The following is a 24,852-nucleotide window of genomic DNA, read 5'->3' as shown; positions in this document are numbered from 1 at the left end:
ATGACATTAAATTAACTAAAATTAATGAACACTATATGAATAATTTTATTTTACTGCATGATGGATTAGGTATTTTTATTGATGAACAACAAATTGGATACTTTGTTGATGAACACTTTACTTTTACTAAAGTTGGCTGATGCATTAATTTCCAAAAAATAAATGATAATCTTGGTATTATTGATAATAACACAAATAAATTATTATTAAGTGACAATAAAAATGATAATTGAAGTCGAATCAATACTATTAATTTTACTAAAACTAAAGATCAACAATTAATTAATTTTATTAATTCATATATTGATAAAGATAAAACTACTGCTGTTAATCGCACTAAAAACTTAATTAGTAATAATAACGTAAATTTAAGTGTCACTAATAATGAACTAGCAAGTATTACTATTGATCAGCAACAACCACTATTGCCCAATATCGAACACAACATTACAACAATTATTAATAATAGTTCTGAAATTAATATTAAATTTAAAAATAATGAAACATTAACTTATCATGCCTTAATATATAAGCAAAATATACTACCAACATTAGATAATCAAACTAATACTAATTTTAAATATGTTGGAATCGTAAATAATAATTTATATGACATTAATAGCACTAATACTAAAGGTGGTTTTACCATTAATTTTAATTATACTAATACTATCCAATTTGTTAATATTATTACTATTGACAATACTACTATGAATAAAATAAATTTATGAACATTAAAACCAAAAACTACTTTTACATTACACGATAAAAATAATGAAACATTTTTACTACAAAATGTTAATTGAAATAATATTAGTAACTGACAATATTTTACCATTTATAATGGTACCTTACCAATCATTGAATTTTGAACTACTACTGCTGGTATTAAACTATGAAATGATGCTCTAAAACTTAACTATACTGCTAACCAATTAAAAAATATGAATGCCGATCAAATTAATAATTTAAGAAATTTATCTATTAATTGAAAAATTAATGAAACTCGTGGCAATATTTTGGGTTATATCATTTGTGGTTTTCTTGCTCTTAGTTTTATATTAGCCATTATCACAATTATTTATAATTGATATTTAAAGCAACAACGCAACAAAATCTAATCTAAAAAAATATTACAACTTAAATAATTAATTTTGTTTCTTTTTTTGTTGCTAATTTTTCTTTTAATTTATTTTTATGATTTAATTTATAACCAGAATCAGTTCTATTAAGTCATTTTTTTTCATCTTTAGCTTGTTTATTAAGTTGAGTTGTTTTATTTTCAGCTCTTATTTTTTTAACTCAGGGATTAAAAGAATTAGCAAAACCTAACAAGTTACTTTCTTCTACAAAACAATTATTTGGAACATAATATCCTTTTCCTTGTAAATAAATTAAGAAAGGTTCTAAAAAATTCTTTCATAAATTACTTTCACAATTTGATGAATTATGAATTGCAAAATAAGAAATATTTTCTGCTGTTATTTTTGGGAGCATAACGATGTTGTCTATAATATTCATTATTTGTCTTTAAATTATAAAGTTAGACGAGAATAATTTAGACTTTATATGCAATTGTATATTAATCTTAACACTTGTAAAACATAAGTCAACAATAATGCTTAGTTTTATAATTCAAAAATTCTTATTAAAATAATTTTTAATAAGTTTTTAAGTATGTTATAATAAATTAAAGTCCTTTAAGATAAACCGTATACCCTTTGATTACTAAGCGTATGTTAAGTACGTGGTCTCTTAGGTAAATCCCTTTAATTAGGGATTTTTTTATAATAACTGTATTTCTGTATTTATTTGATAGCATTTAAAATTAACCATTTTTGAATACATATCAATATTATAGGTTCTATTTCCAATCATATGTTTTAAAATTTGTTTAATATTCGTTTCAGTAAAACAACCAATATTTTCAACTAATGCTTGATTGAGTATTCCATTTTTAGCATTAATAAAATAACCAATTTTTAATTTTTGATATTTTAATGAGTTTAAAAAATCAATTAATTCATAATATTGACCTTTTGAAAATAAATTTTGTGCATATTTATAATGTAATTGTGCAATTTTATTTTTTCTTCTTCCTGCCATAATTCCAAGAAATAAAACATGAAAAGCATGGAATTTATCTAAAATAAATTTAGCATTTAAAATTTCAGCAGTTTTTCTAATTCATTTTGCACTATCACCACAAATTATTAAATTTGCTTGTTCAAAATTTTCATAGTATAATTTACCATATTTTTGAATCAATTGTGCAGTTTTATATGCACCAATTTTTGTTTTTGATAATCTTATTTTACATGCAACTCTTTTATTAATTAATTTGCCATTTTTCTTTTTACCAGTACAAAATATTAATAATCTCATAGAACATTTTTTACAATTTTTACTATTATGGTTATCATTAAACTTAAATTTTCTATGTCCATCATCAATATTTATATATAAAGTTTGGTTTGGCTCTAATTTAATTTTAGAAATATTAGTTTTTGGTATTTTAAATTTTTGGAATGTTCTACAAACAGTACTAATACTTATTAAATTTTCTATAAAAGTATCACAAATATCTTGATATCTTTTTCCATCAGTAAAATATTTTAAAATTTTTTTAATAACATCTGGTGCTAATTTACTATACTTTTTAACACCAAGATATACATCTAATAATGATATATGCTCAATTTTTTGTGTTTTTTTGTTATAATATGTATAAATACGTCGCTTATAAATTAATAGGCCTTTTTTTGTTTTTAATTTTCTTTTTCTAAATTTACATGGTTTATATATAGATTTATCACATTCATTTCATAATTTATCATCTATTTGTTTAAAAAATTCTTGTGTTTGTTTTAAATTTAATTCATCTTGATTAAAATAATGTTGTTCTCATTTAAAATGATTTTGAAATAATAACATTCTTTGTTTCCTTTCTAAATTTATTAATAATTAAATTTTAACTTATATATTAACTAAGGAGTAAATATGCCATTCATTAGTAGTTATGCACAATTAAATAAAAAATATGACCTTAATTTTAGTGATACTAATTATGGTTTTAGCTGAGATATTTTTAAAAATTTTGCTGGTGATGAATGAGCAGAATATTTTACTACTAATTGTTTTTATCGTTTTATACCAACAGCACGTGGAACAAGAAAAACTTGAAATTGTTTAGCCTTTGATTTATTTATATGTTGTAATTTTAGTGATAGTAGTGTCCAAGAAGTAAGGCGATATGAAAATACCCATAGTGAAACAACTATTGGAGCTTTAATGAATGTTTGTCAAGTTTTACTAGATAAATATGATATTAATTTATTACCTAATAATCTCCATGGTATTAAATGAAAAATTACTAAGGATGGTGGTTGTATTATTTTTCCTAATAATCAACAAATTGACTTTATTGGTTATGCAAATGGTAATAAAATTTTTGGAAAAGAAGCAGGTGGGTCAAGTTTTTTAGGTTCACGTACTGATGAAATTATTATGGCAGAAGAAAAAGAAACATTAACAGAAAAACAATTAACATATAGATATGAACGCTTACAAAATTCTATGTTTAGAAGTAATCGTATTAAAGTATCAAATGAACCAATTAAAGAATGAAGTTGAACATTTATTGATAAAAATATATATAGTGCTACTTTTGGAAAATCAATTACTCGCTATTTTTATAAAAGTTTTTTCATCACTTTTACATGTAATCCTTATGATAAATACCACCCATTTTATTTAAAATATTGTACACCATTTTTACCATTAAATGATAAAACTATGGATAATCTTAAAAAAATTGGTAAAATTTATTATGAAAATAAAGAAATGTTTAGTGGTTTAGGTTTATTTATTTTAAGATTTACTATTCAACCTTTTTGAAGTAAATTACCAGAAATTCAAAAAAGAACATTATTAGAAATGAAAAAAAGTAATCCTGATGAATTTAATACTGTTTTTTATGGTTTTGAATTTTTAGATAGTGATGCAACAATTTTTCCATTTCAAAAAACATTAAAATATTGACAAACATATGATTTAAAACAATTTTATAATGAAGAAAAAGGTCTGTATAAATTTGATTTTTATAGTGCTGGTATTGATTGAGCAACTGGTCATAAAGACCATACTGTATTTATAATAGTTGGATTTAAAGAATATCATAATACTGGTTATTATGATGCTCATATTATTTGTGAATTAGTAGTTACACCAAATGATTTTATTAATGAAAATGAAAAAATTAATGCTTATGCCAATGAAATTTTAGGGTTAATTGATAATTTTGAAAATTTTGAACAAACAGTTTATTTTTATGATGATAAAGCAAGAACAGCTATTGATTGATTAAATCAAAAATTAATAGATGAACATAATACTATTCTTATCACCCAAAGTGCAATTAAGCATGCTTCAAATCTTAATCAAGAAGCAGGATTAACTAATAGAGTAGTTTGAATGCGTAATATTATGAGTTACGGCAATTTTTATGCTAATAAAGATGATTTACCAAAAACTACTCAATGTTTAGAAGAGTTAAGATATGACCAAACAAAAACTAACATTCCTGATAAAACTATGTATCAAGACCCTTATGATGCTCTGTTTTATGCACTATATCCATATAAAAATGTAATTAGGGGTAAAAATAATGCTACTGTGAAAAAAAGCATCTTCACATTTGCCATATAATAAATAAGTGCAATATAATTAATAGTATAGGTCTCACAAAATAAACGCCTTTAATTTAGGCGTTATTTTGCGTTTAAAAGTATACTTGTAAAAATAATAAAAAATAAGTACAATTAAACAATAAGATGTTAAGAAATAAGGAGTAAATTATGATGAATAAAGAAAAAGAATTAAAAGTTATGAATAAATTAAAATCTTTAAAAGAGATTTTACAAAATGAACGTTATTTGCCAAAATAAAAATTGTAATAAAAAATGAACAAATATTATATTATTAGAATTAAAATCAACAACAATTAGTCTTTTTCTTTGTGAAAATCATGCAATTAATTTAGAGCATGAATTATTACCAAAATGATTAAAAACTTGTGAAAAATTAAGAAAAAATAAAAAGGAGAAATTTATTATGAAAACATGAATAAAAACAAATTTAAGTAAAATAACATTAGCATTAGCACTAATTGGTGCTACAACTGGAACAATAGGTTTAATCATGGGGGGGGTGCTTACCCATAATGTTGGTAGGGCCAAATATTTTTTAAAACCAAACGGTGAAAGAGTATATGGTGATACGACTATTTGATTAAATAAGTTTACTAGTAGTGATAAATTTATATTATATTTTGGTAATAAGCCAATACATACAGGTGATATTGTCTGAGATGGTAAATATCCTAATTGATATTTTAATCAATAAACTAAATTTCTAAATTTATATATGAAGTGTTCTCATTATATTTATCAAATAAATTAATGTTTTTTAAATTTATTTCTTGTTTATTAGTTACTAAAATTAAATCATAATGACCAGCACCAAATACTCCGCTAATTTCAATCCGATTTAAATTATTAATCGGATTTTCAATTTGTAATTCAAATTCGCTATTATTATCAATTTGTAAAATTTCTTTATAAAATTCTAATTTAGAAAACAATTGAGATTTATTTGAACCATATAAATTTAATGCATTTTCAATCTTAGTTTTGTTAATAACTGCTCTTGTAAAGTATTTTCCATATTCACCATTATCAAGTGTTCAATCAGCAGGAATTAATGAAGGTATATTATTACTTTCTAATTCGTTTGTAATAGATAATCAGTTAAATTGATTATCATCAAGTTTAAATAATTCGTTTTGACTAATATCATCATTTTTTAATTTAATATTATTTATATCTGCAAAATCAAAATATTCAGATTTTAATATTACTTTTACATCTTTAAATTCTCAAACTTTATCTGGTGTAGAATGTATAGGATTTGATTTTAATTCGAAATAATATGGTAATAATAATTTATAATCATCATTTAAACCTTTATTAATTGACATTGTGGAATAAATATTTTTTGATAACATGATAACTATTTGTTTTAATATTTGAACTTGTGGTAAATTAATATAATTTGGATAATCTAGTTCTCATTGTTTAAATAAATTAGTAATTACATCATCTGGTTTTTGTCCTTCGAATTTTTGACGTAATTTGGCTATTTCATTTGATGGATTACCATTATTATATTCTGCACCATCAAAGTTTCTATTATAACTATATGTATAAGTTAACATATCTAATAATACTTTTTGTAAACTATCAACTAGTGGCTTATCATTTATTTCAAGTTCAACATCATCAAATTTATTTGTTGTAGCAATATTTAAAACTCAATCAGCTGTTGTTCAAGGCAAATGCCATACTTCATTATCTTTTAATTCTTTTTCTTCATTTAATGGTCATAATTGTGGACTCTTAGTAACTTTATAACCTAATTTAGTATATGTAACTCTTGCATTATTAATAATTTCTTTTCTTGTTTCAGTTCCACCACCAATAGCAATTAAATCTAAAACTGATTTTTCTTGTCCTATAAATTGCTTTGCTAAATTTCAAGGTAATATTTGTTCACTAAATCATTGTTGTAATATTCTAACTTTTGGTTGCGTTTCAATAGGCATTGATAATAATGGAAATGCTATCTTATCTTTAACAAATAATTTAGGGTATACTTGCATATTATCAACTTCACCAAGTACCTTTATATTGCCAAAAATCATGCTTCTAGGGGCTTTAATTTTTAAACCCTTAACTTTTATATCTTTATCTAATGGTTTTTGTAATTTAATAATAATTGGATAACCATCACGAGTTTTAAAATCTTTAATTTTAATAATAGTAATACTTTTAGTACTTCTTGTTTTTGGATTTTGATAAGGTTGTGAATAATTATTAATAATATATAAATTATTAATATTATTTTCGGTTAAAGGTTCATTAATAGATACAGCATATAACTTAAATTGATTTAATAATTCTATTTCTTGAAAAATTAAATTCTTAATATCAGTCATACTATATTCAATTGTATTATCATTAATATTAGTACTTGCTCTTTGATTTAATTGCATAGTAAAATCAGATGTTTCAACAGCAGTAGTTTTTAACACTTTTTCAATATCAATAAAACCAATTTTAATAGTATTTGCTGAAAATTTTAAACTATTATTTTCATTATTTTTAAATAAACGTTCAATTTCATAAATATAAATTGTTCTTTTTTTAAATTCATCATATGCTCTATTAATATCTAGGTCACTAGTAGCACGCATCATATTAGTAAAATCATAAGGAATATTATCAATTAAATAATCATTTTCTACATCTGCTTGATTAAGTTTAGTTTGCTTTTGTTTCTGTGGAAACTTCGTTTGTGGTTTGTTGTTGTTTTCCATTGTTATCTCCTATTAATTGGTTATTTTCGGGATTAAATAATTTTAATTTAACTGTTAAATTATTAATATCTTGTTCATCATCAATATTAAATGTTTTACTAGTTAATAAATCTTTATCTATACTTACTAATAATTGGATAAATTTAAGAATATCAATATTAAATTGTCATAATTTTTGCTCAATATAATTAATAGTTGAAATATTAACTGCTGTACTTTCGGGTACTGATTGTTGTGCAGATTTCTTTTGACTTGGTATATGAATACCGCAACGTTTAGATATTTCATTAACTAATCAATCATATATATCAGTTAAATTTTTACCTTTAAAATTACTACTAGTCATATTGACACTTTCGTTTTGTTCATTATTATCACCAGCACTTTTAAATATATAGTTTTTAGTAACTAATGTTCTTACTGCTTCTTCCATTAAAGATTGAACATTACCATAAGTTTGACTAAAAATAAATTTTGGTGAGTTTAAAATAGTATCTAATACAATTTGTTCAAAAATAACATCTAATGCTTTAATTTTATCCATTACTTTATTACAATCTGCTAACTCATTTGCTTTATTTCGCATAATTGCTATTGGTATATAATTAATATTTAATGTTTGCTCTTGTGATAAATTAGGATTATTAATGTATGATTTAAAATCTAATGGAAATTGTTTTTTATTATCACTAATACTATAAATTGTACGATTAATAGTTACTTGTTCATTATTTAATGTATAAACTTCAAATAATCTTACCATTTGTGTATTTTGTTCATAATTATCATAAAAAATAGTACATTGAATTAATTTACCAGTAATATCATAAACTCTTTGTTGTATATCAACGACTTGAAAATATAAGTCATCATTAGCAATAAAAATTAAATAACCACTAATTCCTAATTTACTTAATTTAAAAATAGAATTTCAATTTTTTCTATAAAATTCTTGTTGAATTAAATATTTTTTAATAGTTTCATTATTAATATCTAGTGGAGCATTATATAAATTCGCATTATTTTCTGCTACAAAATCAGTAAAATAAGTTTCATGGTTAAAATTATTAAAACCAAAATAATTTAAAATTGAAGCATGAGTACTTTTATTTTTATTAGTTAAAAATTTTAATTTTTCATTTTGATTATCATTAATATTACTTTTATCTTTTCTTTTAAATAAACTTATCATAATATTCACCACCTTTCTAAAATATTTGATTAATTTTTAACATAATTTTGACAATAATAAATATAACTAAAATTGCTGTTGCTGATGATAATAATAAACCAATTAAACCTAAAATAATTTTTAAAATTTTAAAAAACATAATCTTATTCCTGTAATTCTTGTAATTTTCATAAATAACCTTGATCAGTTATTAATTTTATTAATTTATTATTTACAATATTAATATATGAAATTCTTTTTAAACTTGGAAGAAAACATACTCAATTTGATGATGTTTGTGGTTGTCAAAATATTTCTATTGTTTGTGTTGGAGTTTTGCCAAATGTACTCGTACTAAAAGGATTCAAATCATAAAATATTTTATAAAATGTATTTGATTTTAATTGATAAGAAGAAATAGAATTACCACTTAATGATATTGCTACATCTTTTCATTTTGGATAAGGTATTGGTGTTGGACTTTCTTTTAAATTTATTTCTCATTCATTTTCTCTAATTTCTTTTGTTAATAAGGTTTTTGAATCAATTTTTATAGGTTTTTCTATATCTACTATTTCTGGTACTTTTATATCTAATGTATTACTTTTTATTTCATATAAATCTTCTGCTTTTAATTCTTCTAATCTATATATTGCTCCCCCAGTATCTCCACCATCTAATTTTAATGTTCATTTTGTATTATCATAAATCATATTTAATGTAGCATCACTATTACTAATTTTTCTTGTAGTAATTCTTCTTGTACCAGTTCCAATTGCTTGTGCTGATGTAAAAAAGATAACTTCTTTATAACCATTTTGTAATGGTACACTTGTTTCAGTAATTAAAAATACACGATAAAGAGCATTTAAACTAGGTGAAAAATTACTTCAAGTTCTATCATCAACTCTTTCACCTATTGTTTTTCATACAACAAGTTTTTTAATTAAATCTTTTATTTTTATAATTTCATCATCAACATATTTTTTATCTGGAATATCTTTATCATCTGTTACATTAGGATTATTTCTATAAATTAAAGTTTTACCACCAACATTTGTTTTAATAATTTCATTAACTAATCTTGTAGTACTATCTTTATCATCTTTATTATTGAAGATTCTATTTTCATCAATATTACCACCATTTGTTTTAATTTCATTAATAGCACCAACAATAGTTTTATCAGTAGTTTCTAAATTAGGATTTTCAGTACCAAGAGCATTTACAGCAAAAGCATATGGAAATTGTTCTACATCCATTTTTTTATCTATATTTACTTTATTTTCATTAATTGCAGGAACAATTTGTTTAGCAACTGTTTGTAAATTATCGTCATTTATATTTTGTTTTTTATCTAATAATTCATTAGTTTCTTGTTTTGTATAATAATCATGTTCTGTACTATCTTCTGCTATAAATTCAGTTGGTGTCCCTTTTCCTATATATTGGTATAATTCAACAGAAATAGGTTGATAATTAGCATCATTAGAAGTTACAGTAATATCATTTCATTCCTGAGTAAATAATAATTGTATTTTAACATTATCATTTACAATTAATTCATCTAATTTAATACTTTTTTGTGTTGTTCTTTGAACTTCTCCACCTAAACTAAATATAGTTTTTTTATTACTATATATATAATTATCAGTTGGATTAGTAGTGGATTGGTAACTATAACCCCATATTGCTAAATATATTTTTCCAAATTCATTACTAGGAATAATAGAAGACATTTTTTTTCATAAAGGACTAGTTGCAATATTAAATCAATTATTTTTAATATCATCAATATTTTGTTTATTAATATCAACTTTATTTTCTAATAATTTAATATTATTTTCATTGGTAGTAATTCTTTTTTGTTGTTTAGCAGAAAAGTCAGCAGTTGCAGCATGAGTAAAATCACCAACTTGTGGATTATTTTGTAATGCTTCTGGTGGTAATGTACCAATTTCATCAGGTCAATCTAAAATCATTGTTTCAGTTTCTTTATCATATTCAGTTGCTACATAACCTTTATTAACAAACTTACTAACAGGACCCCTATATATTTCATTTTCATTATCATCAACTAAATCATCATATAATTTCATTTGCTTTGATAATGTAAATGCTTTTTGTTCTTTAATTAATTCATCAACTTGATTTCTAGTATAGAATGCTTTTAAATCAATTTTTTCAATATCTATTTCATCATTATTATAACTTGAAAATATTTGTTTTAATTCTGTTAATCTTGCTCATATTTTCATTCTACTAGGTGCTAAATCTCAAACATTAATACTAGGAATACTATTTGCACTAAATGATGTACCATTATTAAATTGAATAGTAGCATCAACATTAAACTCAATTGGTGTACGATTAAATACTCAATGTTCAACACAAACATAAACCATATCTCTTAATGTTTCTTTAATTAATTCATCTTTAAAACTATCAAAAGGAAATTTAGATAAAATAAAATTAAGATAAGCATTAATATCATTTTGAGCACGAATAGCAAAAGTTGTAAATCAATCCTTAACATTAGGTCATGTATTTATATATTGTTGTGGTGTTTCTATAATTTTTCCAGTTAATGGATATCAGTTATTATAGTTTTCTAAACTGACATCAGTTCAAAGTTTATTAATCATAATTTATCATTCCTTAAAAAATGCTTTTTTATAATGCTTAGTTTTTGTTTTAGTTTTCCTATGCACTATATGAATAACTTCTTTTTGTAATTTCTTTTTACCTTTTGCTACAACTTGACTATATACAAATTTTTCTAAATGATGTAATAATCCTGTACCAAATAATGTATTAACTGAAAATTTTAAACCAACACTTTTAAATGATTTATTAATATTTTCAATAGGATTATTAATAACATTAACTACTTTATGGTAAGTTCTTACTATTCTAAATATTTCTCTATAAACTTTAAAACTATCTCTAATTACTTGTTGAACAACTGGTGGAGCAAATGCAATTGCTTTTAATCATTTATTACGACTAACTCCATAACCAATGTATCAACCACTATATCAGCGATATCAATGGAATGGATGTATTTGAGTGATAAAAGTTTCTGCTTTAAGAATACTATCAATAACTATAATTGGTTTATATTTAGGATTACGATGATAAATAGTAATTGCACATTTACTTAATGATAAAGGTTGAATTTTGCAACCCATAAATACAGGTGAATTTAATGGGATTAATTGTGCATGTTTAATTGCTTTCTTTTCTGCACTAGTAAATAAATCTGTTGCTTTTTCTTTTAATTTATTAATTTTTTCAAATACTTGTTTTTCTAACTTTTCAAATTTTTCTTGTAATTTATATATACTTTCTCGTAATTTTTCAAAATATGGAGTATCTTTTCAAAATTTATTTAAACCTTTTTTTAAATAAAATCTAATATCAAAATACTTAAAAATTTTATTTGCTTTTAAAACAACCTTATGAATTGAACTCTTTTTAAAATTAAATTTAATAGCATTAGCACGAATTTTTTGTAAATCTAAAATTAAAGATTTACCATATCTATTATCTGTATGTATTGTATGAACTAAATTTAATCAATCATGTTGATTCATTTTTAATACTTCTTTTAAATCAGTATTATATTTTTTAAAAAAATTATTTGCTTTTTCAATATCTTTAATTTTAAACTTTGGAGTTAATTGTGGACTTAATTTTATTAATGTATTTTGTAATAATAAATAATCTTTTAACTCTTGTACTTCTAATTTTTGAAAATTATTTTTATATTGTCTTTCAGCAACATAACCTAAATTTTGGATTATTGTCTCACGATTAGGAGCAAAACTATAATTAAATAAATAACGTTTATTACCAATAATTTTATCTGTTAAAATTTCTTTACCACTTACTTGACTAATAATTTCTTGTAAGTTTTTTGCTTCTTTAATACCAATTTGTTCTAATGTTTTAGTTTTTTGTGCTAATTTAATAAATTTAGTTGTACGATAACCACGACTAATTTTATTAAGTCCAGCAAATGCAGGTAAGATATTAAAAAAAGTATTTAATGGTGTTACATTTCCTTTTAAATAATCATAAACTTGATTAATAGTAAAATCAGTTAAAAACTCTACACCAACAGCACTAATACTAGCAAGTAAATCACTTGCACCTAATCCAAGTGCTATACTTTCACTTAATCCACCAGTAAAAGGAGCAAGTGCTACTGCTATTACTTGTACACCAATCATTTCTAAAATTTCTCATCAAAAACTTTTATTTTCTTGTTGTTTACTTATTCTAGTATGTTTTGGTTTATTGATATTTAAAAGTATTGCTGTACTAGTTGTACCAATTGGCATGATATTAATTTCCTTTATTTAAGAGTTATTTTAATTGGATTTGTTGACCCTTTATAATTTATATCATTAACATTGGCAGTAATAGTTATATACAAGTCACCTACTTTTTGTTTTTGATTACTTACATTAGTTTTTCCTTGGACATCACTAAAATATTTAATATTTGGATTTATTAAATTTGGATTTAATGATTTAAGTTCATTAGTACTTTTTATTTCTGTATCTAATTCATTATTATTTTTATTAACATTTGCAGTAATATTTGTTGTTAAACTTGTAATTTTAGTTTTTAAATCAATTTTATCAGTATTAATAATTCCACATAACATTCAACGTGAAGTTTTTTCTTCATCTGTTATATAAGGTATTGCTTCACCAGTTAATTCTCCACCAACTAAATATCTTCTTCCAACTTTACCATCATTTATGTCTTGTACATATACAACTGTATTTTGTAACATATATCTTTTCATTGCTCTTGGTGTTGCTAAGACAAAAGACATAATTTTAGTTTCATTATTATCAGTAAAAGTCATATAGTCATCCATTACAATTTGACATAATACACCTTTGATATATAAATTTGTTCCATTTAATCTTAATTGTTGTGCTATTTGATTATCAGTAATTAAACCTTTATTATCAGCTAAATAAACTAAACTATCATATAAATTATTAGTAATAAAAAATTGACAATTATTACTATTTCTTAATTGAAATAAAGTATTTCAAGCAGATAACATTGATTTTAAATAGCCTACTGGTATTGTATCAGTAATATCTAATCTAGTTGCATATTTTGCAATTACAGTTGTATCATTATTTGCTAAATAATCTGCTAAATCATTTGCTACTTCATATTGCATTGTATTTAATAAATTTTGTCCATTTTCAGCGTTTAAATCAACATTAGCAATTATTTCACCTGCAACTGCTTCTTGTTTAATTTCTTTTAAAATTTTAATAGTTTCAGCATAACTAACATCTAATCCTTTACTTTTATCATTTCATTTTAATACTTTAATTTCTGAATTTTTTGGTTTTTTAACTATAAATTCAATTTTTGTAGAATTAACCATTTCAATAGGAAAAAAACTTGCTCATGGTGAATTTGATTGTTTATAAAATTCTATAAACTCTGGTGCTTCTACTAATTTTTCGGTATTATCTAAATTTTGATTGAATGGTACTGACATTTTTTCATTTCCTTTCTGTTATAAATTATTTTTCTTTTTATAATCCAATAAAGTACTTTTTATTGAACTTGGTTGATTTGTTATTATTGTTTGTTGTTTACCACCTGTATTTATTATTTCTTTAAATACTGGTTGTTCTTTAATCATTTTTTTAATAGCTTCTTCTATTTTTGAATTTTCTATATTATTAGTTTTAAATTTTAAATAATCATAAAATTCACTTTTAACTTGATATTTTTTAAATATATTAATTATTTCTTTTTCCTTAATTTCGTTATTTAATTTATTTAACTTATTTTCTGCTTCATTAACTTTATTTTCTATTTCTTGTGAAGAATCATTATTTTTAATTAAAGGTTCAGTTGCTTGTTGAACATTATTTTCATTTTCTAACATTTACAGTACCCCATTATTTAATTTCTTTATTAATTTTTTCATTAAGTTTTGCTAATTTTTTTTGATGTTTTATAATTTTATTATTTGCTCTAACATGTTTTGGAGTTGTAATAAATCTTTTTAATAAAACAATAATTTCTCGACAAATTAATATACCTGTACTTATTCCAATTGTTTCAAGTGCTTTTAAAAATTCTTGCATTTCCATATTTTCCTTTCATTTTTTTATAAAGTAAGATTACTATTACTACGTTGTAAAGCATTATTAGCTGTATCATCTCAATCTAATGAAACATTAGAATTATGACTGCCATATTGACTACTTGTTTCACTATTAATAGTAAATCTATCATCATTAATTAATCTTGTTGTTTCATTTGTAAAGGAAGTTTCTTGCATTTCTATACTATGATTTGTTTCCATAGGTAATAAATTATGAATAATTTCACTTATTCCTGCAATAATAGTAGGTATTGCATAAGCATTATTAAAATCATTATTAATCCCCATCGCAACACCACTACTAATTAAACAACCACCAGTTGCCATATTTGCTATTTTTTGTATCATTGCAAATTTATTAGGTATTAACTCAGTTAAACCATTAATAACATTGGCGATACCATAAGCATTTAATGAAATATAAGTATCTCAATCAATTAATGACTGATTTTCTTGTTTATCTAATAATAATCATGGCGGTCCTTCCGTAGTAGTTGGAATTGGTGTTGTTGGAATAATAGGATTAATATTATTTTCAGTTCATTTACTATAATTTGCTAAACCCATTGTTCCTAATCCTAATAATATTTTTTTACTACTATTAATTAATTTAGTTTTAGTAGTTGGTTTTTGGTTCAAGTTTCAGATATCTAAACCTAATTTTTTACCAAATAATAAAGAATTAATACTTCCTAATATTGGATTTGCTATTACTTGCCCATAATATGCACTTGTACCAATCATTGCACAAATAGGACTAATTCACGTTCTTATTAATTTAGTTAAAGTATAATTTGAATGATTTTCTATATTTGGCATTTTAATCTCCTTTAATTTTCTAATTTTTTAATTGTTACTTTAATTCAACCTTGATAAACATCATTATCACCAACTATTAATGCAACATCACTTTCAGGGTCAGAAACAATGATGTGTTTTGATTTAACATTAGGATATTGTCTTAAAATAATTGCTCTAATATCATTACTTGTATGAATTGCTTTGGGAAATGGTGATAATATTTCAATTTCATCTTTATCACCAAATAAAGTAGGTAATATAATCATTAATGAAATTCTCCATTTTCTATAAACTCAATTACTTTATAATAAGCAGTAAGTTTACCTGCTTCTTTTAATGAATCACATAAACAAATACTAATTTGTTTATTTAACCAAATAATTAATTTTTCATTATATTTATTGATTACTTTTTGTTTAAACTCTTCTCTTATTTTTTTTATATTATTCAAATGTTCTTCTGTTATCTCTTTATTACGTTTTTTATTATATTCATTAATAATTTTTTGGTCTTTATTCATTATCAAACTCACCACTTCTTATTTTTTGAACTAAAATATCTAATAATAAGTCTATTTATGTATTCTCATATTCTTTTTGTGATTTTTTAATATAGTTAATTAATTTTTCTTTATTCATTATTATTCTCCTTATTTTTAGTTAAATTATTAACTATTTTTTCTAAACATTTCAAACATCAATTTTTACTTAATCAAATTCTTTTATTACAATATTTACATTTCTTCATTTTTACTCTTTTCATTTTTTAAATCATTTAACATTAATTGAACAAAATGCACGATTTTTAGGAATATTTAAAGTATTAAAGATTTGACCACTTACTATAATTTCATCATTTTTGTTTAATAAAATACATCGTTTATAAAATTTTGGGTTATTAAAAATTAAAGTAACATAGTTTAATCCATTTCATTGTCCACGAACACTATAATATAATTCTTTATTACCTTTTTCATAATGTTTTGCTTCAATAGTGTTACTCAGTTTTACTGTTAATTTCACATAATTTGATTTATCTTTCATTTTTAAAATTCCTTAAACAATATTGAATATGTTTATATGCATCTTCTTCATGTTTTGTTAATTTTATATTTCCTTTATAATTTTCTATTTTGTTTTTATTTTTTGGATGGTTTTCTAAATAATCTCAATTCATAACATCTTGTACTAACACCATTAATGCACCAATAATTTTAGGAGTTGCTAATGGATTAGTTAATAATTGTTTTGCACTTAAAAAGAAATTTTCTACAATAACTAATATTTTTTTATTATTAAACTCTTGTTTAATCGTTAAAAAGTATTCTTTAAACAAATTTTTACTTTCTAAAACAGTTTCTGCTTTAAATGTTTCATTAAAAATAATATTATTAGTTTCATTTGAATATATAATAATTCCATTACTACCTATTCCTGCTGGGTCAATACCAATAATTAATTCATATTGCATTATTTTTTATATCCCCTACTTAATCTAATATTTAAAATACAGTCATAACAAATTGCTTTACCGTTTTTATCTCTTAAAAAATATTTTCTTGTTTTAATATCATTAGTATTAAAAAATAGATAATCTAATTTATATTGTTTACATGTTCAACAAAAATATTTTTTCATTATGAATTAAAATATTCTTAGTAATATTATTTTCATACAGTAAATGCAGTAATTAAAAAAGCAACAGTTATCATTAAAACTATTGTAGATATTATAACAATAGTAGTTAAAGCAAATTTATTATTATAAATTTTATCAATAAATTTTTCTTTCTTTATTTCATGAGTTTTAATATTTTTTGTTTTCATAATTAATTTTATCCTTTAAATATGCCCTGTTTGCTTTTAGCATAAATGGCATATATTTTTGTTTTTTTTATTTATTAATACTATTAATATTATTTTTCTTAGAAAAATGGGCTCAAAAATAAATTGTAAAATTTTAAAAAACATTAAGGCATTCGATTCAATATTTATTTAATTTGCGTTTAACAAATTAATATTTTAATTGAACCGGCACCGCTTAATTTTTTTTACAAGTTTTAAATTTATTTTCTCGCCCAAAAAATTTTAAAAAAAATAAAAAATAAAACCAACACTCGCTCACTAGGGGAGTGGCAAGGTTGGTTAAATAAAAAATAGAATTAATATAATAGGTCCCTACAACAGGTCTATATATACTAATTACTAATTCGCTCCCACCCCAAGAATTACCATTTAATGGTTAGTATAATTTATTAGGTATCACTCCACTTTTTATTTATCCATGCAAGTCCACATGTTTTAGCTACTATTTTTAACAACTGTGGTGTAGTTCACTGTTTTAGTTCCCTAACACGTGTTGATAATAGTGTTAAAGAAGGTTATTAATTATTAACTTTCTCCTACTTGGTCACTGCATGTAGTAGATATTTAAAGCGTGTTAATAATAAAAATTTTAAAATTTTACAATTACAAAAAAAGACAAGATTTTTATTCTCGTCTTTTGTCATTTATTTTAATTTAAGGATTTAAAAAGGAAAGGAGATATTTACACAAAAATATTAGTTATAGACATCTTCGCTAAGCTCCCTTATTTTTTTAGGAAAACCAAAATCGGCTATTAATTCTGAATTAGGTAAAAAAATTGTATAAAAATTTTCATTAAAACTTTTACAATAAGGATTAACAAGTTCAAAACTATGATGAATTGGCCGTAATTCATCATTTATTCCGTTTTCATAACCCAAATTTTTATTTAATTGATCAAGAAAGATTTTAGTTTCAAATAAAGCATTTCCTGCTTCTGGATCTTGATTAAATTCCAAACCTTCGGCCACACTATGTGGTTTTTTAAAAATTTTTTTAAAATCAATTTGTTGATCAAAAAGTATCCCATTACGCCGTTTCATTCTTGCAAATGAATTGGTAGGTATTCGAGGTTGATGATATTTTATTGAATAATCTATTGTTCAACAAATCGCAAAAAGATCATAATCAGGAATAAGGGGTCTTTTTTCTTGACCAACCTTTTTACAAAAAATAGGAATTGGAAAATATATTAAATTATTTTTTTCAGTTGTTATTATTTCTTTTAAAGTTTTATTTTTTAAACTTTTAGCCTTACCTTCATTATTTAAAGCAAAAATATAATAAACTTTATAATAATTATCATTTTCTTTTTCTAAATATAGAATGATATCATTTTTTTTATTCTTTGGTTGCGAGCAATGAACAAAAATATTTTCTTCCAAAAAAAATGAGATTCAATAATTCCAAATTTTTTTTTTTATTATTTAGAAAATTTCAATGTTTTTTATTGATTTTTAAAACAGTTTCGTCTTCTTTCATTTTTAGAAAACTTGAATTTAATTTATTATTATTTTGATTATTTTTATCTAATTTTATTGAAAATTTTTTGCAAATAAGGTTTATTTTTTCAATTTCGGTTTCATTTTCTGCTAATCCTTTTTTACTTAAAAATGTTAATTCTGCTAAGGAAATTACAAAACCAGCTTGGATACCCCAATCAGAACTTTTGTTTTTAATATTTGAAGGTTTTGTTGGAAATTTTTGTGGTAATAAAAATTTGGTCATTGGATTAACTTCCCTAATAATAATAACTACATTTGCTTGTTGTGCAGTCTTAACAAAGCCGGCAAAATGTCCTTCAAAAATTCCATTATTTTGATTATTTTCAACTTCATTATTAAAATAAATTTTCATATTTATATCACTTTCCTCTCTTCTTTATCTATTTTTTATATATTGGAACTATTCTTTTGAAAATTAATAATTGATAATGATTTAAATCTTGATTTTTTTACTTTTTTTATTTCAAATACTTTTGTTAATTCTTATTTTTTCCACCCTTTTATTCTAAAATCTAATAATTATGGATGTAACTATTCTATCAAATTACTATAATATGTGGGATTAAAACAGTAACTTAAAAAAGGAATTTTAAAAATAATTACCATATAAATAATTTATTAATACTAATCATTTCCAAAATAAAATATCCTATTTAAAATTTATTTTAAATAGGATATTACTAATTCTTTATAAAATTAAATAAACATATAAAGTACAATCGAAATAACTATTGATAGTACCGAAAAAATTAAAAAGACAATACCAGAAACTAACATTTTATGTTTTTTAGTAGCAATCCTAGAATTAATTTTAATTTGTTCAGATAAATAATTTTCTTGATTTTGTAACATTTCTTCTTTAATATTATTTACTTCCATTTTTTGTAAATCTTTATAATATAAAACAGAATTCTTTGTTTTTATTTTATCAATTTTCTTCGGTTTACTTCTGGGAAAAATTGAACAAATAAAAATCAGGATTGATACACATAAAAATAATATATACAATGTTATAAAAACATATATAAAATATTTAGTAACTTTCATTGATAAATCTAAAGTATCTTTAAATATCGGCATTCAGCCAAAAGACATTCCTAAAAGAACACCAGCAATAGCTGATAGGATACTAGCTTTGCCATCAAGTCTCTCTATTTGTTTTTTAATTTCACTTAGCAAATTAAATTCATTATCATTCATTAGTTAAGTTATTCCTTTGTTTAGATATTAAAATTGGTAAAAAATTAATTAAAATTAAATATTAAAACAAATCTTTTTTATTTTTAATTTTATTTTTTAATGGCAATTTTTAATTTTTTAAATATAAAAAATGTTTTCAATAACAATTTTTATCTTTAAAATTAATCTATTATTTTGTTTTTTATTTAGTAAAGAATTTTTTTTATTAGTTTTTATGCTAAAAAAAATATAATCATATTTTTTGCAAAATTTGATGATATCAATTATCAATTTATTAATAAAAACTATCTAAAAAATAAATCTTTAAATAAACAAAAATTATATTTTTTCCAAAATTAAAATTAGTAAAAATAACTTGTGCATTTTTTCAATAATTAGTCGTCTTTTTTATTATGTTTTTAAATAACTTATTTCTTACTTTTTTTCACTTAGCATTATTTAAAAAATATTAATAATTTTCTTAAATATTTTTCTACTAATTTTTGTTAACAACTTAAAACCATTATTAATTAATTAATAAATTTAAATATATTTAACACTAAGCCTATTGATTATTTAACTCCATATATAGTATAGCTTTTTTAAAGCTAACTATCAACATTAATTACTTATATACTTTTATTTTTAATTAATTTAATATTATTTTTATATTCTTTTAGTTAAAATTAGTAACAATTTAATCCCTTTTTAAATTAAAATATTTTTTTAAAATGATCTTAAATAAAAGATTACCATTTTTAACAAATTCAAAAAAGCTTTCATTTTTTAATCATTTTTTTAATAAGAGTTTACGTTATTCTAATTGTAGATTATTAAATTATATTTTTTCATTGTTGTTTAAATTACTATTTTGCCTACTTGCTTAGTATACTCAAAATTAATTTCTAAATAAATAAACGATTATCACCTAAAAATGACAGCGGTTTATTACACTATGAATTAATTTATCAATAAAATATACTAGGTATGAATTATACTATTAGCTTCTTGCTTAATACAATCATGAATTTTAACATCATAACTATTAAATAATTTTTGATACTCAATATTAAATGGTGATAATAATTGATTTTTACTAGAAAAACGAGTAATTAATAAATGTAAATAATGATGATCATTATTAGCATTTAAAGTTTGTTCATAATAAACAAATCGTTCCTTATACTTAAATTGAATTGCTAATACTTTAAAATTATGTGATAAATAATTACGAACATCTTTAATATATTCTAACTGCTCTAATAAAATTTTACTATCATTAAATTCTTTTATACCAAAATAATGAGCAATTTTTGCAATACTTTTATCATTTAAGGTTTGTAATAAATTCATTGTTCATTCGAATGACATAACCTCAATTAAACTACGTATTGTTCGTGATTTTAAAACTCCACTTCGATTATATTTATTGTAACCAGCACGAATTAAGCGCAACGCTGTTTTCATTTGTGCTAAGTGTTCAGGATTAAGAAAAGTGGTATTATCCAGATTTTGAACATTATCATTAAAAAGTTGATGTAATAAAGCAGTTTTTAAAGAATTTTCAATCATTAAAATATGTTTTAAATATAACAAGCGTAAATCAATATTTAATAATAATAAATTTTTAAGATCATGTTGTGGATAATTACGCTTTAATAATTCTAAATATTTATCTTCCACAATATGTTCTGCAAACCATTCTTCATTTAATAACATGTTACTCACTCCTTAAACTATCCTCTAATTTTATAAATACCAACACGAATTGGATCATTTTCAGAATCTTTGCCTTCTTCTTTAATGTTTGCCTCTTCTTTTTTTCTTCGTAATAACTCTTGTTCAATAAAATTATCAACATTCATATTAGTACTTTGATAAGTAGCAGTTCAGTCAAATGTTTTATTAGTAAAAGTATTTTTTGGTTTATTACTATCTTTAAAAAATTCTTGAATTTCTTGACTCATAAATGCTTTTTGTTTACATTTATGTGAAAATAAATTACTAAACACTTTTTTAAAGTTGAATATTGATCAAAATTGACGAAAATTAATAGTCATTGCTAAACCAAAAATTAATAGTGATGAATACAATAAAGAATAACCAATAACTTGTAACACAAAAGTATAGTTGACAAAATTATATGCTGGTGGATATTGATTAAAGAAATAAAGACAACCAAATAATGTCACTGCTAAAATTGGAATAATTAATACTAAAGTATTTTGAATAATAAAGCGTAAATCACTATTATATGTTAAATGTTTTCAAACATAAACTCAGATTGAAATTAAACGATAAATTCAACCAAGACAACTAGATAACAGAATCATATATAAACTTAATGATAAATATTGATAACTTTGGTATTTTCAACCTAAATTTGATAATACTCAGCCTAAAATAACACCTAAAACCACATTAATCATTGACTGGATATATGATCCTCAAATTGTTTCTTTATGTTTGACAGTAGCATTAACAATTACTTTTCCTGGCTCAGTTGCCACTTGAATTGTATTTTTTAAAGAAAAAAGTAAAATAAATCATGGCTGTGTTAAAAATAAATTAATATAAAGATTTTTTGAAGAGTCAAAACCAGCAGCATTATTAATATTAGTAATACTTAAAGCAGACACTAAATATTGCGTAATAATAAATTGATTAATAAATAAAAAGCCAGAAATCATATAAGCATATAATTCAAATTTAGTATAGACAGTTCATCTAATTCGTCCACTTTTGGCAATTCAGTATCCAAAAACTTCCCGGAAAGAACTAATTAAAATTAAAGCAATCGAGCGCATTGTTGTAGCAATAATAATATAAATTGTATAAATAGATGTTGTTGTTAATGATAAAAATAAAGTAATTAAAATAATATCAATATTAGAAATAATCATATCAGGTAAACGATTTAAAGCTACTCATCTTGATTGTTTTAGCATTCTTTTTTGTTGTGTTCATTTTTTATGTTGCAATCATGGATATTCAATTTTAATAACAAGAAAAGTAACAAATGATTTTAAAATACCACAAACAGAATAAGCAAAAAAAGGAATATACATATCAATTGGTTTACCATCAGATTTTCTAATAACTAATAATGTCATTAATAAAATATACATAATAATTTCTGAAAAAATAAAAATTAACCGATTCAAATAACCTTTTTGATCAGCTTGAATTAAATTTTGATAAGCACCACTACAATAAAAAAAGATTAATTCACGTGATCCTAAAGAAATAATAATTAATGCTACTTGTCAAAACGGAATTGCCATATCTAAACCAATTCCTGGTAAATGTTCACTTGCTAATCCTAAAAGAAAACCAGCACTAACCAGAATAATTAAATATATTTTTCCCGAATGATGATAATTTTTTCTTGTGGTATTAATAATATCATTAACAGTTTCATAGTCATCATTTTGTAAAGGACGATATAAAGAAAAAATGGTAATTAAACCAAGTCCTCCTTCAGTCAGACTAAGATAAGTTAGAAAAGAAATAATAACTCGAATTAAACCATTAATCTTTTCACCGTATGCTAAACCAGTAACATAAAGAAAAGTCAATTGTAAAATAGAGATAACAATTGTCATAATAACACCAACAATTGTATTAAAAATACCTTTTTTAGTTGTCATTACTTCACCCAATCTATAATAAAATAGTTTTATTTTTTTACTTAAACATGCCAACAACCTAAAATTAAAAGTTTATCATTTTTAATTACTATTAATATAATAATGACAAAAGAGTTTATCACATAACCCATAAATTAATATAAAATAATTTTATCATTTTTCTTTTTTAATCTGTTTAATTAAATTAGTTTTTAAATTTTTTATCATAAAATTTTGATCATTTAAATAAGTAAGTGGTTCTTGTAACTCACGAAATGCTAAATAATAAGCAAATAATGAAATTTTATTTGGAGTAATTATCATTGAACCATATTTAGTATCACCAACAACTGGTAAATTTAAAAATTGTAGGGTACTACGAATTTGATGTTTACGACCAGTAATTAATTGACATTCAACTAAAGTAAATTTTTTTGTAGAAAATATTGGCGTAAAAATAGTGCTACAACGCTTGCTTTGTTCATGAGGTTCAAGCGAAAATTTCATCTTCTTTGCTGCTTCATCATGACTAATATAACCAGAAATATTTAAATTTTTAGTTAACTGTCCTGCACAAACAGCAAAATACTTTTTAATAATTTGACCTTTTTTAGCAGCATTGTGAAACGTATTTTGGGTAATTTTATTTTTTGGATAAATTATTAAACCTTTAGTTAACTTATCTAAGCGATATTGGTGACTAATATTAAATGTTTGTTCACGTTTCTGTTTTGGATATTTTTCTTGCAAATAATATTTTACCATGTTATCTAAACAAGGACCATATGGTTGATGAACAACAATATTATGATCCTTATTAACAATTAAAAAATTATCATCTTCATATAATAACTCAATTGCTGGTTGTTTAGCAATTTTTTCTGGTTGATAGTTAATAACTAAATTACTTTCATAAATAACTATTAAATCATTTTCTTGCAAACGATATTTAAAATCAGTAATAGTTTTATTATTAACTCTAATTTTCTTAGTTCTAAATAAGTGATAAATTTTTGAAAGTGGTAATGTTTTAAATACCTTTTTTAAATAATTAATTAAAGTTTGATCGGCATCATTAGTAGTAACAATTAAGGTAGTCATTATCTCT

25 protein-coding genes are annotated in these 24,852 nt (G+C 22.4%); 3 read left to right on the top strand and 22 right to left on the bottom strand.

The window, feature by feature from the left end; translation table 4 throughout:
- The first annotated feature begins 35 nt into the window (after positions 1-35).
- Positions 36-1,121 carry a hypothetical protein gene (locus tag ACQH25_RS04090; protein ID WP_425380811.1) on the top strand — a complete coding sequence of 362 codons (1,086 nt, stop codon included), beginning with the start codon at positions 36-38 and terminating at the stop codon, positions 1,119-1,121.
- Between the two features lie 19 nt (positions 1,122-1,140).
- Here ACQH25_RS04090 and ACQH25_RS04085 read toward each other — a convergent pair whose 3' ends face one another.
- The gene (locus tag ACQH25_RS04085) at positions 1,141-1,521 is read right to left on the bottom strand and encodes a hypothetical protein (RefSeq protein ID WP_425380810.1); all 381 of its coding nucleotides are present in this window, start codon (positions 1,519-1,521) and stop codon (positions 1,141-1,143) included.
- Between the two features lie 264 nt (positions 1,522-1,785).
- Positions 1,786-2,934 (bottom strand): Mbov_0401 family ICE element transposase-like protein, encoded by a 1,149-nt coding sequence (locus tag ACQH25_RS04080; RefSeq protein WP_425380809.1) that lies wholly within the window; start codon positions 2,932-2,934, stop codon positions 1,786-1,788.
- A 66-nt stretch (positions 2,935-3,000) separates the two neighbouring features.
- Between ACQH25_RS04080 and ACQH25_RS04075 the strand changes: the two genes are divergently transcribed.
- Positions 3,001-4,707 carry a hypothetical protein gene (locus ACQH25_RS04075; protein WP_425380808.1) on the top strand — a complete coding sequence of 569 codons (1,707 nt, stop codon included), beginning with the start codon at positions 3,001-3,003 and terminating at the stop codon, positions 4,705-4,707.
- A gap of 216 nt (positions 4,708-4,923) precedes the next feature.
- Positions 4,924-5,403: a hypothetical protein gene (locus ACQH25_RS04070; RefSeq protein ID WP_425380807.1), complete on the top strand. Its 480-nt coding sequence runs from the start codon at positions 4,924-4,926 to the stop codon at positions 5,401-5,403.
- 1 nt (position 5,404) lies between these two features.
- On the opposite strand, the gene ACQH25_RS04065 is transcribed toward ACQH25_RS04070, so the two are convergent.
- The 20 genes from ACQH25_RS04065 to ACQH25_RS03970 form a co-directional block, all read right to left on the bottom strand.
- Positions 5,405-7,435 carry a hypothetical protein gene (locus ACQH25_RS04065; protein WP_425380806.1) on the bottom strand — a complete coding sequence of 677 codons (2,031 nt, stop codon included), beginning with the start codon at positions 7,433-7,435 and terminating at the stop codon, positions 5,405-5,407.
- Positions 7,380-8,627 (bottom strand): hypothetical protein, encoded by a 1,248-nt coding sequence (locus tag ACQH25_RS04060; RefSeq protein WP_425380805.1) that lies wholly within the window; start codon positions 8,625-8,627, stop codon positions 7,380-7,382. Before ACQH25_RS04060 ends, ACQH25_RS04065 begins: the two co-directional genes overlap by 56 nt.
- Before the next feature lie 16 nt (positions 8,628-8,643).
- Complete coding sequence (locus ACQH25_RS04055) at positions 8,644-8,766, bottom strand: hypothetical protein (RefSeq protein ID WP_425380804.1); 123 nt, start codon at positions 8,764-8,766, stop codon at positions 8,644-8,646.
- Positions 8,767-8,770: 4 nt separating this feature from the next.
- The gene (locus ACQH25_RS04050) at positions 8,771-11,251 is read right to left on the bottom strand and encodes a hypothetical protein (RefSeq protein WP_425380803.1); all 2,481 of its coding nucleotides are present in this window, start codon (positions 11,249-11,251) and stop codon (positions 8,771-8,773) included.
- A gap of 3 nt (positions 11,252-11,254) precedes the next feature.
- Positions 11,255-12,952 (bottom strand): hypothetical protein, encoded by a 1,698-nt coding sequence (locus ACQH25_RS04045; protein ID WP_425380802.1) that lies wholly within the window; start codon positions 12,950-12,952, stop codon positions 11,255-11,257.
- A gap of 14 nt (positions 12,953-12,966) precedes the next feature.
- On the bottom strand, positions 12,967-14,148 hold the full coding sequence (locus tag ACQH25_RS04040; RefSeq protein WP_425380801.1) for a hypothetical protein: 1,182 nt from the start codon (positions 14,146-14,148) through the stop codon (positions 12,967-12,969).
- 18 nt (positions 14,149-14,166) lie between these two features.
- Positions 14,167-14,544: a hypothetical protein gene (locus tag ACQH25_RS04035; protein ID WP_425380725.1), complete on the bottom strand. Its 378-nt coding sequence runs from the start codon at positions 14,542-14,544 to the stop codon at positions 14,167-14,169.
- Between the two features lie 13 nt (positions 14,545-14,557).
- Entirely contained in the window at positions 14,558-14,752 is a 195-nt protein-coding gene (locus ACQH25_RS04030; protein ID WP_425380726.1) for a hypothetical protein, read from the bottom strand.
- A gap of 17 nt (positions 14,753-14,769) precedes the next feature.
- Complete coding sequence (locus ACQH25_RS04025; RefSeq protein ID WP_425380800.1) at positions 14,770-15,585, bottom strand: hypothetical protein; 816 nt, start codon at positions 15,583-15,585, stop codon at positions 14,770-14,772.
- A gap of 11 nt (positions 15,586-15,596) precedes the next feature.
- Entirely contained in the window at positions 15,597-15,833 is a 237-nt protein-coding gene (locus tag ACQH25_RS04020) for a hypothetical protein (protein WP_425380728.1), read from the bottom strand.
- Positions 15,833-16,087: a hypothetical protein gene (locus tag ACQH25_RS04015; RefSeq protein WP_425380729.1), complete on the bottom strand. Its 255-nt coding sequence runs from the start codon at positions 16,085-16,087 to the stop codon at positions 15,833-15,835. Before ACQH25_RS04015 ends, ACQH25_RS04020 begins: the two co-directional genes overlap by 1 nt.
- Before the next feature lie 229 nt (positions 16,088-16,316).
- Positions 16,317-16,610, bottom strand: a complete 294-nt coding sequence (locus ACQH25_RS04010; RefSeq protein WP_425380730.1) for a hypothetical protein — start codon at positions 16,608-16,610, stop codon at positions 16,317-16,319.
- Positions 16,600-17,037: a hypothetical protein gene (locus ACQH25_RS04005; protein WP_425380731.1), complete on the bottom strand. Its 438-nt coding sequence runs from the start codon at positions 17,035-17,037 to the stop codon at positions 16,600-16,602. The genes ACQH25_RS04010 and ACQH25_RS04005 overlap by 11 nt, the downstream gene beginning before the upstream one ends.
- A 193-nt stretch (positions 17,038-17,230) precedes the next feature.
- On the bottom strand, positions 17,231-17,392 hold the full coding sequence (locus tag ACQH25_RS04000; protein ID WP_425380799.1) for a hypothetical protein: 162 nt from the start codon (positions 17,390-17,392) through the stop codon (positions 17,231-17,233).
- 734 nt (positions 17,393-18,126) lie between these two features.
- Positions 18,127-18,816 carry a hypothetical protein gene (locus tag ACQH25_RS03995; protein WP_425380798.1) on the bottom strand — a complete coding sequence of 230 codons (690 nt, stop codon included), beginning with the start codon at positions 18,814-18,816 and terminating at the stop codon, positions 18,127-18,129.
- A complete protein-coding gene (locus tag ACQH25_RS03990; RefSeq protein ID WP_425380797.1) occupies positions 18,773-19,288 on the bottom strand; it encodes an anthrax toxin-like adenylyl cyclase domain-containing protein in 516 nt (171 codons plus the stop codon). The genes ACQH25_RS03995 and ACQH25_RS03990 overlap by 44 nt, the downstream gene beginning before the upstream one ends.
- A 344-nt stretch (positions 19,289-19,632) precedes the next feature.
- A complete protein-coding gene (locus ACQH25_RS03985) occupies positions 19,633-20,136 on the bottom strand; it encodes a Pycsar system effector family protein (RefSeq protein WP_425380796.1) in 504 nt (167 codons plus the stop codon).
- A gap of 960 nt (positions 20,137-21,096) precedes the next feature.
- Positions 21,097-21,834 (bottom strand): Abi family protein, encoded by a 738-nt coding sequence (locus ACQH25_RS03980; RefSeq protein ID WP_425380795.1) that lies wholly within the window; start codon positions 21,832-21,834, stop codon positions 21,097-21,099.
- A 17-nt stretch (positions 21,835-21,851) separates the two neighbouring features.
- Positions 21,852-23,765, bottom strand: coding sequence for a hypothetical protein (locus tag ACQH25_RS03975; protein ID WP_425380794.1), 1,914 nt, complete (start codon positions 23,763-23,765; stop codon positions 21,852-21,854).
- Positions 23,766-23,915: 150 nt separating this feature from the next.
- The gene (locus ACQH25_RS03970) at positions 23,916-24,845 is read right to left on the bottom strand and encodes a pseudouridine synthase (protein WP_425380793.1); all 930 of its coding nucleotides are present in this window, start codon (positions 24,843-24,845) and stop codon (positions 23,916-23,918) included.
- Positions 24,846-24,852 lie beyond the last annotated feature (7 nt).

The sequence above is a fragment of the Spiroplasma endosymbiont of Polydrusus pterygomalis genome, assembly GCF_964030825.1.
In the GTDB taxonomy this organism is placed as follows: domain Bacteria; phylum Bacillota_I; class Bacilli_A; order Mycoplasmatales; family VBWQ01; genus Spiroplasma_E.
The sequence above is the reverse complement of the archived record's forward strand: the minus strand, read 5'-3'. Positions and strand labels throughout refer to the sequence as shown.